This window comes from Corallococcus sp. AB049A (assembly GCF_003668885.1).
In the GTDB taxonomy this organism is placed as follows: domain Bacteria; phylum Myxococcota; class Myxococcia; order Myxococcales; family Myxococcaceae; genus Corallococcus; species Corallococcus interemptor.
The window spans coordinates 1-15,846 of record NZ_RAWL01000042.1; the positions used below are offsets into that span (position 1 = coordinate 1).

A 15,846-nucleotide genomic window follows, 5' to 3' on the forward strand; every position below is an offset into this window, starting at 1 on the left:
GCCCCGGAGCCCTGGCGCGCGTCCCTGCGCGTCTCCAGCTTCACGGAGCTGGAGATCGAAGCGGACTCGCTGCTGCACGCGGTGGAGCTCGCGGCCCAGCGCGGACTGGCCGAGCACGCGCCGGAAGAAGAGCCCGTCTACGAGCTGACCGAGGAGGCCGGCCCCGGCACCTGGGACGCGCTGCCGTCCATCCCGCTCTTCTCCGACCTGCCGCGCGACGCGTTCATCCAGCTCTTCGAGCGCTGCCCGCTGCGCCGCTTCGGCCCCGGGGAGCGCATCCTCGCGCAGGGCTCGCACGGCGACGCCTTCTACGTCATCTGCGAAGGCCGCGTGCGCGTCTTCCGCGAGGACAACGGCCAGCGCCAGGACCTGGCCACGCTGGAGGTCGGCGCCTTCTTCGGCGAGATGGCGCTCCTGTCCGGAGCCCCGCGCGCCGCCTCCGTGGAGTCCGCGGACGACGACACGCAGGTGCTCGAGATCTCCGCCGCCGTGCTGGCCACGCTCTCGCTCAGCCACCCGCCCGTGGCGAAGGCGCTCAAGAAGTTCTGCCGTGAGCGGCTGCTCGCGAACGTGATGAGCAGCTCCGCGCTGTTCCGCCCCTTCAACCGCAAGGACCGCCGCAACCTCGTGGAGCGCTTCCGGGCCCGCGACGTCGAGCGCGGCGAGGTCATCATCCGCGAAGGCGACGCCACCGACGGCCTCTACGTCGTCCTCTCCGGCGAGGTGGAGGTCCGCAAGAACGGGCAGCGTCTGACGAGCCTGAAGGAAGGGGATCTCTTCGGCGAAATCTCCCTCCTGCAGAAGACGCCGGCCACCGCCACCGTGGAGGCCTCGCGCCACACCACGCTGCTGCGCCTGCCGCGCGAGGACTTCGACTCGCTCATCTCCAGCCACCCGCAGGTCCTGATGCTCGTCTCGGACCTGAGCGACGAACGCCTGCGCCGCACGGAGCACGTGCTGGGCAGCCCGTCCGGGACGGAGCCCGGCGACGACGACGAGGACCTCATCCTCGTCTGATAGCGCCCTCGCGGGTCCTCCTGTCCGCGTCCCACCCCACGAGTCCCCCGGCCGTCTCCACTCCGGACGGCCCAACAGGCCCGTGGGGACGCGGCGCGGGGCGTCAGGTTGTGACCCCCGGTATCGCCCGCTATCCTCCCCGTCATGGCTGGAGGCCAGCACGCGACCACGGGATTGGGGCCCGACGACATCGCCGAGCTGGAAGCCCTTGCCTCCGAGCCCGGCTATGACGCCTTCCTCGCGCCCGCGAAGGCGCTCGAAGGCGCCCTGGAGGAGTGCCGCTCCAACATCGCGCTCGCCTTCCACAACACGAAGCGCGGCGTGGACAGCGTCCTGGCCCACGAGTCGGAAGTCGCCGCGCTCCCGGGCGTGAAGCTGGAGGAGCTGCGCGAGCTCCCACTGCTCGCCCAGGGACTGGCCCACGCCGCGTTGCGCGTCCAGCGCGACATGAGGGCCAGCACCTTCGGAGCCCTCTTCGACCGCGCGCAGCAGCTGCGCCGCAAGCTGCTCAAGACCGCGGAGGCGCTCGCGGAGGCCTCCTTCCTCGCCACCGCGGACGTGGCGGCCGCGCACACCGACGGCCACCGCGACGTGGTGGGGGACTGCCTGGGCCTGGTGGAGCTGTTCCGCCAGCACGAGGCGAAGCTCGCCGGCCGCTCGCCCGTCACCCCCGACGACGTGAGCGAAGTGGAGCGCGTGGCGCAGCAGCTGCGCGCGCTGCTCGCGGCGCCCGGCGAGGCCCGCGAGGGCGAAAACTCACCGCTGCTCTTCGAGGCCACGGAGACGCGCGACCGCTTCTGGACGCTGCTCACCCGGCGCCATGACGTCCTGTGGCGCTGCGGCGCGTGGCTCTTCGGCCGGGACGTGGACCTCCACGTGCCGCCGCTCCAGTCCCGCCACCCGCTGGTGCGCGCCGTGGTACCCACGTCCATCGAACGCGCACCGCAGCAGACGCAGAAGCGCGGCGCGACCCCGCTGACGACCATTGCCCCGGACAGCAACGTGCGCTCCAAGGTCCGCTTCATGGTGAAGGTCGGCTTCGACTTTCCCTCCCGCTAGACACCCATGCCTTTCGACGTGAAGGACATCCTCCGGCAACTGGAAGCCGGCTTCGCTCCGGAGTCCGGGGCCCCGAAGTGGTGGCAGGAGAGCTGGGAGGATCCGGACGGGTTCGCCATCGCGCTCGCGGAGGGCCACGCGGGCCGGGGCGTCCCGCCGCCCAAGAGCCGCCCGGGCCAGCAGTACGACTTCTTCCACGACCTCATCGTGCGCCACGTCGCGCTGGAGCGCCCCGCGTTCCGCACGCACCAGCGCATCCAGGGGTGGCAGGTCCTCGGCTACAAGGCCCTGCACGACCTGGCCTCGCGCCGCGCCAGCGAGTGGGCGGATCAGGGCGTCGAACCGGGCGCGAAGGTGTGCCTGGTGCACGGCGTGGGGCAGGAGCTGCTTGTATCGCTCCTGGCCACGTTGAAGCTGGGAGGCTGCTTCACGCTCCTGCCGCCCATGGGCCCGCGCGCCATGGCCACGCGGCTGGAGGCCCTGACGCCGGACTTCATCGCCTCGGAGCCCCACCAGCTCCCGCTCCTCAAGGGCTACGAGCAATTGCTGCTCAAGAGCCAGGGGAGGGGAGCGCCGGGCTTCACGTCGCACACGTACAAGCCCTCGGACGTGGTGGGGCTGCTCTTCTCTCCGCTGGTGGATCCGCCGCACACGCCCGTGCCCCTCACCGCGGAGGACGCGTGGAAGGGCGCCATCGGCGACGGGATGCTCACCTTCGGCCTGTCGCCGGGGGACCTGCTCGCGGCGCCGGACTTCCCGGTGCTCCAGCACCTGCCCGCGCTCCTCTTCGCCACGCTGCTGCGCGGCGCCACGTACCTGCACCTGGAGATGGCGGACCTGGCGCTCAACCCGGCCCCGCTGCTGGAGCACCCGGTGCGAGCCCTGGGCGTCACGCCGAGGCTGCGCGACCTGCTCCTTCGCCACCGCGCTTCCCTGCGCAACGTGCAGCACTGGTTCCGCAACCCGGAGGAGCCCTTCGACGCGCAGGCCTGGCGCACGTGGGTGAAGCAGTGCGGCCTCCAGGCCGTGCCGTCCTCCAACATCCTCATCGACGCGGCCGCCGGCGGCGCGGTGCTGATGTCGTCGCGCAACGTGACGGAGCCGCACACGGACGTGCACACGGACGTCTTCCCCGTGCCGGGCCGCGCGTGGACGCTGAAGGATCCGAACGAGAGCGGGCAGGGCGCTCCCTCGGACGTGGGCGTCCTGACGCTCCTGCCGGACAAGGACCGCCCGCCGGGCCACGTCGTGCTCGCGCGGATCCGCCAGCGCTACCACTACGCGGGCACGCAGGGCTTCCGGCGCGAAGGCCGGACCTACTCCGCGAAGGAGGTCACCGCCGCGCTGGAGGACGTGCCGTTCCTCAAGGGCACCAGCGTGGTGCCGGTGTCCACCGGCGGCCTGGCCAGCCAGTCGCGCTTCATCCTCCTGGCCTTCACGGGGGCCGCGCCTGCTCCCTCGTCCGGCGAGCAGGAGATCCACCGGCGCATCGAAATGTCGCTGGGCGGGGACTTCCTGCCCGACCGCATCGAGTTCTTTCCGCTCTTTCCCCACCGGGTGGAGGGCGCGGTCGACGACGCGTGGTGCGCCTCGCAGTTCTTCACCGGCGCGCTGCACAAGAAGGCGAAGGACCCGATGTTCCAGGCCCTCACCGCCCTCCGGAGCCGGCTGTTGGAAAGCGCCACGGCTTCGGGCGAAGATGGCCCGCCGCCAGCACGGTGAACAGGAGCTGCACATGGGTGCTCAGGTCGTGATGGGAGCGATGCTCCAATGCAGCTTCGGGATGGCGCCCTCGTCGCTGATGGTGCTGCCCACGAACCGCGTGCTGGCCACCACGCCCGCGGCCAACATCATGGACAACAAGCCGTTCATGAACATCCTGCCCTTCGGCATGTGCCAGTCCCTGGCCAACCCCATGGTGGCGGCGGCGACCGCGGCGGCCTTCGGCGTCCTCACCCCCATGCCCTGCATCCCCGCCACCGCGGCCCCCTGGGTGCCCGGGTGCCCCACGGTGCTCATCGGCAACATGCCGGCCCTGGAGAGCAACTCGAAGTGCATGTGCAGCTACGGCGGCGTCATCCAGGTCGTCGTCCCCGGACAGATGGTGGCCATCGATGGGTAGCCCCGCGGAAGTGCTGGCACCGGTCGACTTCACGCTGCTCGACACGGAGTTCACCACCGCCCCCGTGCCGCTCGACGAGTCCGAGGGCCCGGATCCGCGCCTGGAGGCCATCACCGGCCTCGTCGCCAAGAGCGAGTACGCGGACGCCGCCCGCGCCGCCGAGGGGCTCTTGCGCCAGGGCATCCGCGACGTGCGCCTGGTGGGGCCGTACCTCTTCGGCCACTTCTTCGCGGAGGGCATGAAGGCGCTGCCCGTCCTGTTCCGCTCCCTCAAGCGCACCCTGACGGAGAACTGGGACTTCTTCGGCCCGGTGGAGAAGAAGCTCGTCTTCGCGGACACGGGCCTTCGCTGGCTGCTGAAGATGATGGGCAAGCACCTGGAACACCATTCGCGCCTCAAGGACGCGCAATGGCAGACCTGGAGCGCCCCCGGCAACCGCGAGCCCATGGATGAGGCCCTGGCCCTGGGCGACCCGCTCATCGCCGCCCTCGCCATCCTGCAGAAGCCCGCGTGCATGGACGCCATGCGCACGCTGCTCGGCGCGCTGCGCGCCCACGCCCAGGCCGTGCCCCACCTGCCTCCCCCGGAGGAGCCCAGGGCCGCGGCCCCAGAGCCGGAGTCCCAGCTCGCCGCCGCTCCGGACGACGACGAGGAAGAGGACGACGACGGGGAGGAGGAAGAGGAGGTCCGCCCCGCTCGCGTGAAGAAGAAGGCCTCGCGCGCGCAGCCGGAGCAGGACCCGGGCCCCAGCGTCCCCATGTCGCCCGCGCTGGCGCAGCTGGTCCGCAAGCTGTCCGCCTTCGAGGCGCTGCTGGAGCGCGAGGACTACGCCAAGGCGAGCGTCATCGCCGTGGACGTGCTCGCCACCGTGGAGCGCTTCGACCCGCGCGTGTACCTGCCGCAGCTCTTCTCCGGCTTCTTCAATGGCCTGGCGCAGAACGCGGACGCCATCGAGCCCATGCTGCACAACACGGAGACGCTGTCCTTCCGCGCCATGGATCAGCTCTACCGCGTGGACCTGGACGCGTTCCTCGTCGCGCAGGCGCGTCAGGCCCGCGGCGGCTCGGAATACGACGAATAGCCCCCATGGCACTGGAGCGCGAACAGCCGGGCCGCAAGCCCACCGTCGAGGAGCGCATCAGCGAGCGCATCCGCAGCTTCGACGTACCGGCCCTGCTGGACCTGCTCGCCAAGGAGGGCTACGGCGAGGCGGAGGTGGAGTTCCGCAGTCACCGCAGCACCGTGCACCAGCCCCATCTGGTGCATGCCATCGAGTTCTCCCGCCACCCGCGCAAGCGCGTGGTCATCACCGTCAACCTGGGCCTGCTCAGTCTCCAGACGCCGCTGCCATCCTTCATCTTCCAGGCCATGGATCGCCTGGAGCAGGACACGATGGCTGACTTCCTGGGTTACTTTGACCACCTGTTGCTGCGGACGCGCTTCGCGGGCCAGTTCCCGGATCGCGACGAGTCCCTGCTCCCCGGGTGGGAACACTCCACCGCGCACCGGCTGCGCCTGCTGCGCCTCGCGTGCCCCAGCAGCCTGCACTGGCTCTTCGCCAAGGTCTTCCCGGAGGCGGAGGTCGTGGTGCGCCGCGAGACGCGCCGCCAGCGCATCGAAGCCAAGGGCATCCGCCTGGGCGCCGCGGCGCTCGGGGATGGCAGCGCCGTGGGCGGCTTCGCCACCGTTCCAACGGGCGGGGTGGAGGTGCGGCTGTTCCTCAACGAGCCCCACTCCGGCACCGGCGTCCCCTGGGCCGTGGAGGCCCGCCGCCGCCTCAACACCCGCATCCTCCCGAGCCTCGCGGAGACGCCGCTCGCGCTCGCCGTGATCCTCTGCCTGCGTGATCAGAGCAGCTGGGCGCGGCTGCAGGACGGCAGCCACCTGGGCTACGAGCCGCTGGTAGGAGGCCCGGAACAGACCCAGGAGGTCCTCCTGTTCACGGGGGACACCGCTCAATTGCGATCATCAGAACCCCGCTAGACCTGACATGTCGGCTGGTTGACGGGATTTCCTGATCGCGCCTAGGCTGTAAATGTTCACTCGGCAGCGCGTACTCCCGGAGCGGTAGGGCAGTACGGGGGGCATCACACGCACTGCGTCTGTCAGGGAGTCACCGTGGCCATTCAGGACCAGCTTCCCAAATCCCGCATCACCCTCACGTACCGCACCACCATCAACGGCGAGCAGGAGACGGTGAACCTGCCGTTGCGGCTCCTGGTCATGGGCGACTTCTCCCTGAAGTCCTCCGAGGACCGGAAGCAGGATCTGGAGACCCGGAAGCTGCGGAGCGTGGATGGCCGCAACCTCGACGAGTTGATGAAGGACATGAAGATGTCCGCCAACTTCGAGGTCCCCAACCGCATCAACCCGGACGTGGAAGCCTCGCTGAACGTCACGCTCCCCATCAACCGGATGAAGTCCTTCCACCCGGATGAGATCGTCAAGCACGTGCCGAAGCTCAAGGCGCTGCTGCTGCTGAAGACGCTCCTGGTGGAGATGCAGTCGAACATCGACAACCGCAAGGAGCTGCGCCGCGAACTCTACGAGCTGTTCTCCAAGCCGGAGGCGCTCAAGGAGCTGCTCAACGAGCTCAAGGGCTACGAGACCATGCGTCTGCCCGCCGGAGAGACCGCGAAGACGGACGCGCCCGCGGGCGCCACCGCCGCCGCCGCTGGCAAGCCCGCCACGGGTGCCGCCGCCGCCACGGCCGCGGTCGCCGCCACCGTCGCCGCGGGTGCCAAGCCCCCGGCCGCCTCCTGATCCGCCTTCCCACTCTTTCGACTTCTAAAAGGACTCCGCCATGGCTGAGACCACCTACCTGAAGCGCCTGTTCACCAGCGTCCGGCTCGATCCGCCCCAGGAATCGGCGCCGATGATCACCACCAACTTCGCGCCCGCCGCGGACGAGCAGCAGGTCACCCTGGAGAGCCGCTTCCTCTCCAGCGTCGCCGCGCTCCTGCAGAACGTGGCCCCCGTCGAGGGCCCGGACAACGCCGCCCCCCGCTTCGACAAGGGCCAGGTGCTGGACGTCATCAGCCGCATCGATCGCATGATCGACGCGCAGATGAACGAGATCCTCCACAACGAGACCTTCCAGAAGCTGGAGTCCACGTGGCGCGGCCTGGACGACCTGGTCAGCCACACCAACTTCAAGGCCAACATCGCCATCGACATCCTGGACGTCGGCAAGGATGAGCTGGCGGAGGACTTCGAGAACAACTCCAGCAACATCTTCGCCGGGGCGCTGTTCGACAAGGTCTACATCCAGGAGTACGACCAGTACGGCGGCCGTCCCTTTGGCGCCATCGTCGGCCTGTACGACTTCTCCTCGTCGCCCGCGGACCTGACCTGGCTGCAGCGCATGGCGAAGATCTCCAACGCCGCGCACGCGCCGTTCATCTCCGCCGTGAACCACAAGTTCTTCGGCTGCGAGACCATCGAGGAGATGGAGGCCATCAAGAACCTGGAGGGCGTGCTCGCCCACCCGCGGTTCGGCCGCTGGAACGCGTTCCGCGACACGGAGGAGGCCGCGTACGTGGGCCTGACCTTCCCGCGCTACGTGCTGCGCCTGCCCTGGCACCCGGACAAGAACCCCTGCGACGTCCTCAACTTCACCGAGACGGCCAGCGGCGACTCCAACAAGTACCTCTGGGGCAACTCCGCCATCCTGCTCGCGCGCAACATGGTGAAGGCGTTCGAGATCTCCGGCTGGTGCCAGTCCATCCGCGGCCCCAAGGGCGGCGGGCTCATCTCCGGCCTGCCGGTGGACACCTTCACCCTGCGCGGCCAGGAGGAGATCAAGGCCCCGGTGGAGATCGCCATCCCGGACTACCGCGAGTACGAGTTCGCGCGCAGCGGCTTCATCCCGCTCGTGTACCGCAAGGGTTCCAGCGACGCGACGTTCTTCAGCACCCAGTCCGCCAAGGTGGCCAAGACGTTCAAGGACCCCAAGGACTCGGAGAACTCGCAGCTCGTCACGAACCTGGCCTACACGTTCTCCATCACGCGGCTGGCGCACTACGTGAAGTGCATCATGCGCGACAACATCGGCAACACGGCGGACGCGCCCTACATCCAGCGGCAGCTGGACTCGTGGCTGTCCAACTACGTCACCACCGTGGCCAACCCGGACGACCTCACCGTGCGCCGCTTCCCGTTCAAGGCGAGCAGCGTGGTGGTGTTCCCGCGCCCCGGTGAGATCGGCTGGTACGACTGCAAGCTGGCCGTGCTCCCGCACATCCAGTTCGAAGGCCTCAACGTGGAGCTGATGCTCGAGTCGCGGCTCGGATAAGCCGCACCCCACTTGGGGCAGGTGAGTGCCTGCCCCCCAACCCCTGGAGTGACAGATGCCCCAGTTTTCGCGCAGCCTGGACGTGTATCAGGGCTTCAACTTCAAGAAGGACAAGCAGTCCCCCGTGGGCTACATCACCGCCATCACCATTGGCGGCGAGGCGCTGGCGGCGGATCAGGAGACCATCAAGGATCCTGAGAACCCGGACGCGGCCATCGCGGACAAGGTCGTCGCCGTCCTCAACCACTACCTGTGGGAGACGGGCGTGACGGACGCCATGTACTTCTCCGGCCAGGTGTCGGTGGCGAACAAGCAGAAGATCGCGGAGATGCTGCTGGGCAACTTCAGCAACATCGAAGTCAACTTCAAGTACGTCATCTACGAGTACGACCCCATCGGGAAGAAGTACTTCAAGTCCAACTTCCTCGACGCGGAGATGAAGGGCCTGCTCGAGAAGAACGGCGACGACCTGAACATGTCCGTCGCGGACAACGAGTCGCGTGAAGTGCAGTCGCCCAAGAACTTCACGTTCCAGATCGGCATCAAGCCGCAGGCGACCGAGCAGTCGCTGAACCTGGCCACCTCGGCGTCGAAGAAGATCGCGAAGAAGTGGGGCATCACCGAAGCGGCCGCCAAGTAGCGTTGGCCGCGGTCCGAGCCTAGAACCGGCCGGGAGCAGGACTTCTGGCTCCCGGCCGGGTTCAAGGCGGGTGGAAGGAAACCAAGGCGTATGCAGCGGTACAAGCTCGCACGGGTCCGCTGGCATGTTGGCCAGACGCTTCTTCCGGAGCATTTCGTCGCGCAGGAGGACGCGCTGGACGCGGAGATCCGCCTCCATGCCACCCTGTCCGGCCTGCCGTCCTACGGCGTCGCGAACCTGGCCTGGAACGAGTCGCTCTTGCAGAGCGGCAGCCTGTCCATCTCCGCGCTCACCGTCGTCACCAAGGCCGGGGACCTCTTGGACGTCCCGGGCAACGCCGTCATCTCCCCGCTGTCGCTGGAGGCCGTGGGCAAGACGGAGTTCATCGTCTACCTGCACGTGCTGAAGGAGACCGTCAGCGCGGAGGGCATCCGCCTGTACGCGGATGATCCGCCGGTGCTCCAGCGCGTGCTGCACAAGCTGCAGCTGTCCACGGAGCCGGTGCTGGACGGCACCATCGCGTCGCTGGGCCTGGCCGCCGTGTCCCAGGACGAGGACGGCGCGTGGCACACGTCCCCGGACTGGGTGCCGGCGCTCCTGCTGGTGGGGCCCAACCCCTTCCTGGAGCGGCTGCTCACCACGCTGGACGATTTGCTGGATCAGGTCCGCCAGCAGCTGCTCACCAACATCTCGGACACGTACCTGCGCACGGACCGGCTCACCAACGCGCGCCGGGCGCTCTTTGAAGTCCAGCGGCTGATCGCCCTGCGCCGGGACATGTTCCGGCAGGTGTACGTGCACCCGTACCACCTGTTCGACGGCTTGCGCCGGCTGTACTTCGAGGCGTGCTGCTACCTGGAGATGCTCCCGGACGAGCAGATGCCGGTGTACCAGCACGACGCGCTGAACGAGTCGCTGGGCGGGTGGATCCGCCTGCTCACGCGCAGCTTCCAGCCGGAGGCCACGCGCTCCACGCACAAGGCCTTCCAGGCGAAGGAGGGGCAGTTCCAGATGACGCCGCTGCCGCCGGAGATCCGCTCCGCCAGCGAGGCGTACCTCCTGGTGCAGCGCACCCAGCCCGGCGAGCGCACGCCGCTGGACGGCGTGAAGCTGGCCAGCCCCTCGCGGCTGCCGCTGGTGCGCCGCCAGGCCCTGAAGGGCGTGCCCTTCAAGCACGTGCCGTATCCGTCCTTCCCGCACGCGCTGGGGCCGGAGATCGACTGGTATCTCCTCAGCAACGGCGAGGAGTGGCAGCACGCGCTGCGCGAGGACGGCCTGGCCTTCTACGTGACGCCCGCGCTCAGGGGCGCCCAGACGTCGCTGTTCTGGCGGAGGAGCTGAAAGCCCATGGGGCGCGCACCGTTCCTGGACAAGTTCGCGGCCCGCAAGGAGGGCGCCAACACGCGCGACAGCCTGGAGCACGTGATGCGCAACATCGAGGCCGTGCTCAACACGAAGAAGGGCTACGGCTACTTCATGCACGACTTCGGGCTGGGCGGGTACACGGAGAAGCTGGGCACGCGCGAGCTGGTCGAAGCGCTCACCGCTGAGATCCAGCAGGAAATCACCCAGCACGAGCCCCGGCTGGTGGACCCGGAGGTGAAGCTGCGCGGCCGCGACAGCGCGCTGTGGCTCTACTTCGACTGCAAGGGCACCTTCGACGGGCAGCCCTGCCACCTGTCGCTGATGTTCCACTCCACCACCGGCCGGGTGCGCGTGCAGGCGGAGGACACCTGATGGCCTTCGCCGACCGCCTGGACCTGGGCCTGACGCTCACCATTGGCGGGACGGCGCACGCCATCCCCTCGTCGGACGTGCTCGCCTTCGAGCTGGATCTGCACGGCTGGGGGCACGAGGGGCGGGTGGAGTTCCGCGTCCTCGACGAGACGGCGCACGGCGGCCAGAAGCAGGACAAGCTGCTGGCGGACTTCCTCAAGCCGGACCTGGCGGAGGTGGCGCTGGAGCTCAAGGCCGTGCACTCCGACACTGCGACGAAGCCCACCTTCACGTCGCTGAAGGTGAAGGGGCTGGTGCAGGAGAAGGCCCTCACGGAGGAGTCCGTCGCCCAGGCCAAGGGCGCGGGCATCACCTACCGGCACTACACCGTCCGCTTCGTGGATCCCGCGCGGCTGCTCTGGACGCAGCATCATCCCTGCGTGCTCTACACGCAGAAGACGCTGCAGGACGTGCTGGACGCGCACAAGGGCGACAAGATTGCCCTGGCCAATGACTGGGCGGCGCAGCTGGACAAGACGCTGCCGCTCATCTTCCTGGGCCTGTCCCCGGAGTCCGGCGCCAGCTTCTACGACTGGGCCATCTGGTTCACGCACACGCGCAACGGCGTGCTGGCGTACGACTACACGGCGCAGGGCTACCAGTTCCGCGCGGCCAAGGACGCCAGCGCCACGCCCATCACCCTGCGCGCGGCGGACGTGGAGCGCGTGTCGGTGGTGTTCCCGGAGGTGGCGCGCCACGACGTGGCCGTCCTCAACGCCGCCGCGGAGAGCCCCAAGAACCAGGCCATCACCAACGCCCAGGCCGTCACCGGCGTCCGCCAGGACGTGCTCCTGCGCACGGACATCGCGGACGACGTGCAGGCCCGCGTGACGCTGGAGACGGCGCGCCTGAAGATCCGCGGCCTGGAGGTGGAGCTGGACTGGAACCGCTTCCCGGCGGTGGCCTTCGCCCCGGGCGCGCTGGTGAAGCTGCCGGAGACGGCCGGCTGGACGGCCGCGGGCGTGCCGGCCACGCAGGACTTCCGGGTGCGCCGGATGAACCTGCGCGCGGAGCCGCTGCCCGTGGAAGAGGGCGAGCTTCCGGCGGGCGGGGAAGGGGAGGAGCCCGTCCGGCGGCCCAAGCCGGAGAGCCGCTTCCTCATCACCTTCACCACGCGGCTGGAGAAGAAGGCGGAAGCGCACGTGGACCTGCCGCCCTTCACCGCGCCGGTGTACCCGCGCTTCGTGGAGGGGCTGGTCGTCAGCGAGGTGGGCGAGAAGAAGGACGAGACCTGGCAGGCGTACACGGACGACGCCACCTCGCTGGACAGCTACAAGGTCAAGCTGCCGCTCTTCGCGAACCAGATTGTCCAGGTGCCCTTCAACGCGAACCTGCAGCCGGGGCACTTCTACTTCCCGGCCTACAAGGGCGCCCGGGTGCTGGTGGCGCTGGACTTCCTGCGCGCCTGGCTCAAGCGCCACCTGGACTGGCGCGCGGGCGCGCGGCTGCCCTCGGACGGGCAGGGCGTGCACCTGCTCGTCGGCAAGACGACGACAAGCGGCACGTCCATGCGGCACTTCTACGAGGACAACAAGCCGCTGTGGCGCCTGCAGCGCACGAACGAAAGCGACACGGAGAAGGTCGAGCTCAAGGAAGGCAACCTGCTCATCCTGGTGAAGGAAGAGTCCGCCTGAGGCGGGAGGGACGATGGGAGCTTCAGGACCGGGAGCGGCAGGCACGCTGGTCTGCAAGATCGAACTGGACAAGAAGGGCGGCATCACCGTCCAGGTCGAGAATGGGGATGATCAGATCACCCAGACCATCGTGATGGACGGCACCAGCATCACCATCACGGTGAAGGGCCAGCAGGAGACGAGCACCATCGTGCAGAAGCAGGACAGCATCGTGGTGACGGTGAAGGACCTCACCTTCGATACCGACACGATCACCATGAAGTCCAAGGGCGTCTCCAAGTGGACCAGCCAGGACACGCTCACGGTGGAGAGCACCAAGGACATGACGCTCAAGACGAGCGCCAAGCTCACGCAGACGGCCACCAGCGACGCGAAGCTGTCCTCCAGCGCGAACGTGAACATCGAGGCCACGTCCAAGCTGGCCATGAAGGGCAACATGGGCGCGGAGATGGTGACCTCCGGCGGTGAGGCGAAGGTGGACGGCGTGACGCTGAAGCTCGCCGGCAAGTCGCAGGCTGAGATGACCGGCGCGATGACCAAGGTGGCCGGCACCGGGAAGCTCGACCTGGAAAGCTCCGGCATGGCGAACCTCAAGGGCTCCATCACCAGCGTGGGCGGCAGCCTGGTGAAGCTGGGCTGACATGGCAATGACTGACGTACGGCGGGAGAGCGGGCGGTGAAGGATTTCTCCGAGAAGATCTACCTGGACTTCCTGTCGGAGCTGGACGGGCTGGAGCGCTTCCGGCAGCGCTTCCAGGAGCGGCACCCGGCGGCTCCGTTGGACCGCGAGGACCCGGACGTGCGCCGCCTCATCGAGGCGATGGCGTTCTTCTCCGTGCAGACGCGGCACGCCACGCTGCACAACCTGCGCTCCACCTGGCGCCGGCTGTTCGCGGGCTTCTTCGACTTCCTGCTGGAGCCCGTGCCCGCCGCCGCCATGGCGCAGGCCGTGCCCACGGAGAAGATGGTGGAGCCGGTGCTCCTCACCCGGGGCACGGAGCTGCGCCTGACGCCCGCGGAGGGCGTGGCGGGCTCCTTCCGGCTCCAGCGCGACCTGCGCGTGCTGCCCATCTTCCTCAAGGGCACGGACGTGGTGCCGCAGGTGCGAAGCGGCCACCGGCTCATCCTGCGCTTCGAGTCCCGCTTCGCGCGCAAGGACCCCATCGACGTGCTCAGCCTGCACGTGCGGCACCTGGACGACTACCGCTCGTCGCTGGCGGTGTTCCATGCGCTGCGCAAGCACGTGAAGCAGGTGAGCGTCGTCTACGACGAGGAGGCGGACGAGCACTCCGTGGGCAGCCCCTGCGAGGTGTCCTTCAACCGCGACCCGCCCGCGCCGGACGACAGCGGCCTCTACGCGCACCCGTTCCAGCGCCTGCGCGCCTTCTTCCAGTTCCCGGAGCAGCAGCTCTTCGTGCACGTGAAGGTGCCGCCGCCGCGCGGCAGCTCCTGGATGCGCTTCTGCATCTGCCTGGACCTGGACAAGGACTGGAACATCGGCCGCTCGCTGCACCCGGACTTCTTCCAGCTCTTCACGGTGCCGGTCGTGAACCTCAAGGCGGAGCCCGCGCAGGTGGTGGTGGCGGACGGCACGCGCGCGGAGCACCCCATCATCAGCATGAGCGCGGGGCGCGAGTTCACCCTGCACTCGGTGACGGGCGTCTTCGAGATGACCAAGGCGGGCCTGGCGCCCCTGAGGCCCGCGTTCCTGCCCGGCAAGGGCCCCAGCTACGAGGTGGACGAGACCTTCGATGAGAAGCTCGCGTCCCGGCAGAGCCTCATCGTGCGCATGCCGGAGGCCTTCACCGCGCCCCGCAAGATCGTGCTGGAGGCGCTGTGGCACCAGCCGCAGTTCTCCGCGCAGGCGGCGGGCAGGGTGGAGGTGTCCATCCCGGGCCGTCACCTCGAGGGCCTGAAATGGCAGACGGTGGGCAGCCTCCAGCCCCACCGCGACAGCGTGCTACGGGATGATGTCGAGGCGCTGACGCAATTCCTCGCATGGAAGGCGAAGCCCACGCTGGGCCGGGACGAGGTGGTCGCCCTGCTGGGTCACCTGGGGACCCCCGCGGAGAGCCCGTTCCGCCGCGTCCTTCCCTGGCTCAAGGAGTTGAAGTTCAGTGTGGTGCCCGACAGCGCGCTCAAGGGTTCGGGGCTCCGCCACGCCTACGAGGCCGTGATGGAGCCTTTCGACCAGAGCTTCGAGCCTGTCGTCATCTGCTTTCTTGAGCAGTTGAGGGACCTGCTTGATGCTTGGAACAACGAGGCGACCGTTGATCTCAAGGCCTCGGTGGCTGGGTTGGGGCCGCTACAGCTTCCAACATAGACAAACATCCCCATGAAACTGGAGCATTGGAACGCACTCCTGGCCACGCAGCGACGCGTGCGCCAGCTCCTCGACCGGGCCCTGCCCGCCGAGTCTGCCCCGGGTGCGCGCCGTCCGCAGGGCAGGGTGGGGCAGGAGGCGCTGGGCCACCTGGAGCAGGCGCTGATGGTGGAGCTGGAGCGCCTGCGCGCCGCGTTCGGCGAGGACATGCAGCCCGACGCGGTGGAGGATCTGATCCGTCCCTTCGTCTTCTTCCTGGATGAGTGGGTGCTGCGGCGGCTGGCGGACGCGGAGCAACATCTCTGGCCGCTCCTGCAGCAGAACCTGTTCCAGGTTGATGCAGGCGGAGACCTCTTCTACGACTTCGTGGAAGAGAAGTTGCGCCGCAACGACACCCCGCCCATCGTCTTCGAGATGATCCGTTTCTGCCTGGCCGCGGGCTTCACCGGCCGCCTCGTGGGGCAGCCGGAGCGCATCCGGGACCTGAAGGACCGCATCTCCCAGCGCATCCCGCAGCCCGCGGCCATGGCGCCGCCCGCGCCGGTGGTGCCGCCCTCGGTGCCCACCGTCTACGACTTCCCGGTGCACTACTACGCCGTGACGGCGGCCATCGTCCTGGGGCTGCCCGTCCTCCTGTGGTGGGTCTCCAATTGAGGCCCTTCCCGGCAAAGGACCCCCGGCTGCCCGCGCCGGCCGCCAAGGCTCCGCCCCCCAAGGCTCCATCGATGCTCGCGCTGCTGGACGCGCTGGAGCAGCGGGTGGGCGCGGAGCTGGGGCAGCTGAAGCAGGGCGTGCAGCCGCTCCTGGACTCCGTGCGTGAGGGGCTGGTGGCGTTGGATCCTCCCGGGGACGGGATGCTGCCGTCGCCCCAGGAGCAGGAGAAGCTGCGCGCGAAGCTGACCGCCACGCTGGAGGAGGCGGAGGACGTGCTGGAAGCGCTCCAGCTGGCCGTGAAGCCGGGCGGAAGGGGCGGCGGCTGAC

The 15,846-nt window shown here is 68.9% G+C and carries 16 protein-coding genes; all 16 read left to right on the top strand.

Annotated elements, in window-relative coordinates; translation table 11 throughout:
- Positions 1–1,017: cyclic nucleotide-binding domain-containing protein (locus D7X55_RS07045; RefSeq protein ID WP_147470043.1), on the top strand; the 1,017-nt coding region annotated here is incomplete at its 5' end.
- Positions 1,018–1,161: 144 nt separating this feature from the next.
- Positions 1,162–2,076: a hypothetical protein gene (locus D7X55_RS07050; RefSeq protein WP_147468414.1), complete on the top strand. Its 915-nt coding sequence runs from the start codon at positions 1,162–1,164 to the stop codon at positions 2,074–2,076.
- Between the two features lie 6 nt (positions 2,077–2,082).
- Positions 2,083–3,798 carry a long-chain fatty acid--CoA ligase gene (locus D7X55_RS07055; protein WP_121722610.1) on the top strand — a complete coding sequence of 572 codons (1,716 nt, stop codon included), beginning with the start codon at positions 2,083–2,085 and terminating at the stop codon, positions 3,796–3,798.
- Between the two features lie 13 nt (positions 3,799–3,811).
- Positions 3,812–4,198, top strand: a complete 387-nt coding sequence (locus D7X55_RS07060; protein WP_120550702.1) for a DUF4280 domain-containing protein — start codon at positions 3,812–3,814, stop codon at positions 4,196–4,198.
- Entirely contained in the window at positions 4,191–5,279 is a 1,089-nt protein-coding gene (locus D7X55_RS07065; RefSeq protein WP_120550695.1) for a type VI secretion system protein IglI family protein, read from the top strand. Before D7X55_RS07060 ends, D7X55_RS07065 begins: the two co-directional genes overlap by 8 nt.
- A gap of 5 nt (positions 5,280–5,284) precedes the next feature.
- Positions 5,285–6,181 (top strand): hypothetical protein, encoded by an 897-nt coding sequence (locus tag D7X55_RS07070; RefSeq protein WP_120550694.1) that lies wholly within the window; start codon positions 5,285–5,287, stop codon positions 6,179–6,181.
- Between the two features lie 135 nt (positions 6,182–6,316).
- Positions 6,317–6,961 (top strand): type VI secretion system contractile sheath small subunit, encoded by a 645-nt coding sequence (tssB, locus tag D7X55_RS07075; RefSeq protein WP_120550693.1) that lies wholly within the window; start codon positions 6,317–6,319, stop codon positions 6,959–6,961.
- A gap of 40 nt (positions 6,962–7,001) precedes the next feature.
- Positions 7,002–8,492: a type VI secretion system contractile sheath large subunit gene (tssC, locus tag D7X55_RS07080; protein ID WP_120550692.1), complete on the top strand. Its 1,491-nt coding sequence runs from the start codon at positions 7,002–7,004 to the stop codon at positions 8,490–8,492.
- 55 nt (positions 8,493–8,547) lie between these two features.
- Positions 8,548–9,132 carry a hypothetical protein gene (locus D7X55_RS07085; protein ID WP_120550691.1) on the top strand — a complete coding sequence of 195 codons (585 nt, stop codon included), beginning with the start codon at positions 8,548–8,550 and terminating at the stop codon, positions 9,130–9,132.
- Between the two features lie 90 nt (positions 9,133–9,222).
- A complete protein-coding gene (gene tssK / locus D7X55_RS07090) occupies positions 9,223–10,473 on the top strand; it encodes a type VI secretion system baseplate subunit TssK (RefSeq protein ID WP_120550690.1) in 1,251 nt (416 codons plus the stop codon).
- A gap of 6 nt (positions 10,474–10,479) precedes the next feature.
- Positions 10,480–10,869, top strand: coding sequence for a GPW/gp25 family protein (locus D7X55_RS07095; protein WP_120550689.1), 390 nt, complete (start codon positions 10,480–10,482; stop codon positions 10,867–10,869).
- A complete protein-coding gene (locus D7X55_RS07100; RefSeq protein WP_120550688.1) occupies positions 10,869–12,542 on the top strand; it encodes a hypothetical protein in 1,674 nt (557 codons plus the stop codon). The genes D7X55_RS07095 and D7X55_RS07100 overlap by 1 nt, the downstream gene beginning before the upstream one ends.
- A 13-nt stretch (positions 12,543–12,555) precedes the next feature.
- Complete coding sequence (locus tag D7X55_RS07105) at positions 12,556–13,182, top strand: hypothetical protein (protein ID WP_121722611.1); 627 nt, start codon at positions 12,556–12,558, stop codon at positions 13,180–13,182.
- A gap of 36 nt (positions 13,183–13,218) precedes the next feature.
- On the top strand, positions 13,219–14,865 hold the full coding sequence (locus D7X55_RS07110) for a type VI secretion system baseplate subunit TssF (protein ID WP_121722612.1): 1,647 nt from the start codon (positions 13,219–13,221) through the stop codon (positions 14,863–14,865).
- 12 nt (positions 14,866–14,877) lie between these two features.
- Positions 14,878–15,519 carry a DotU family type IV/VI secretion system protein gene (locus tag D7X55_RS07115; RefSeq protein WP_121722613.1) on the top strand — a complete coding sequence of 214 codons (642 nt, stop codon included), beginning with the start codon at positions 14,878–14,880 and terminating at the stop codon, positions 15,517–15,519.
- A gap of 71 nt (positions 15,520–15,590) precedes the next feature.
- A complete protein-coding gene (locus D7X55_RS07120) occupies positions 15,591–15,845 on the top strand; it encodes a hypothetical protein (RefSeq protein ID WP_121722614.1) in 255 nt (84 codons plus the stop codon).
- The last annotated feature ends 1 nt before the right edge of the window (position 15,846 follow it).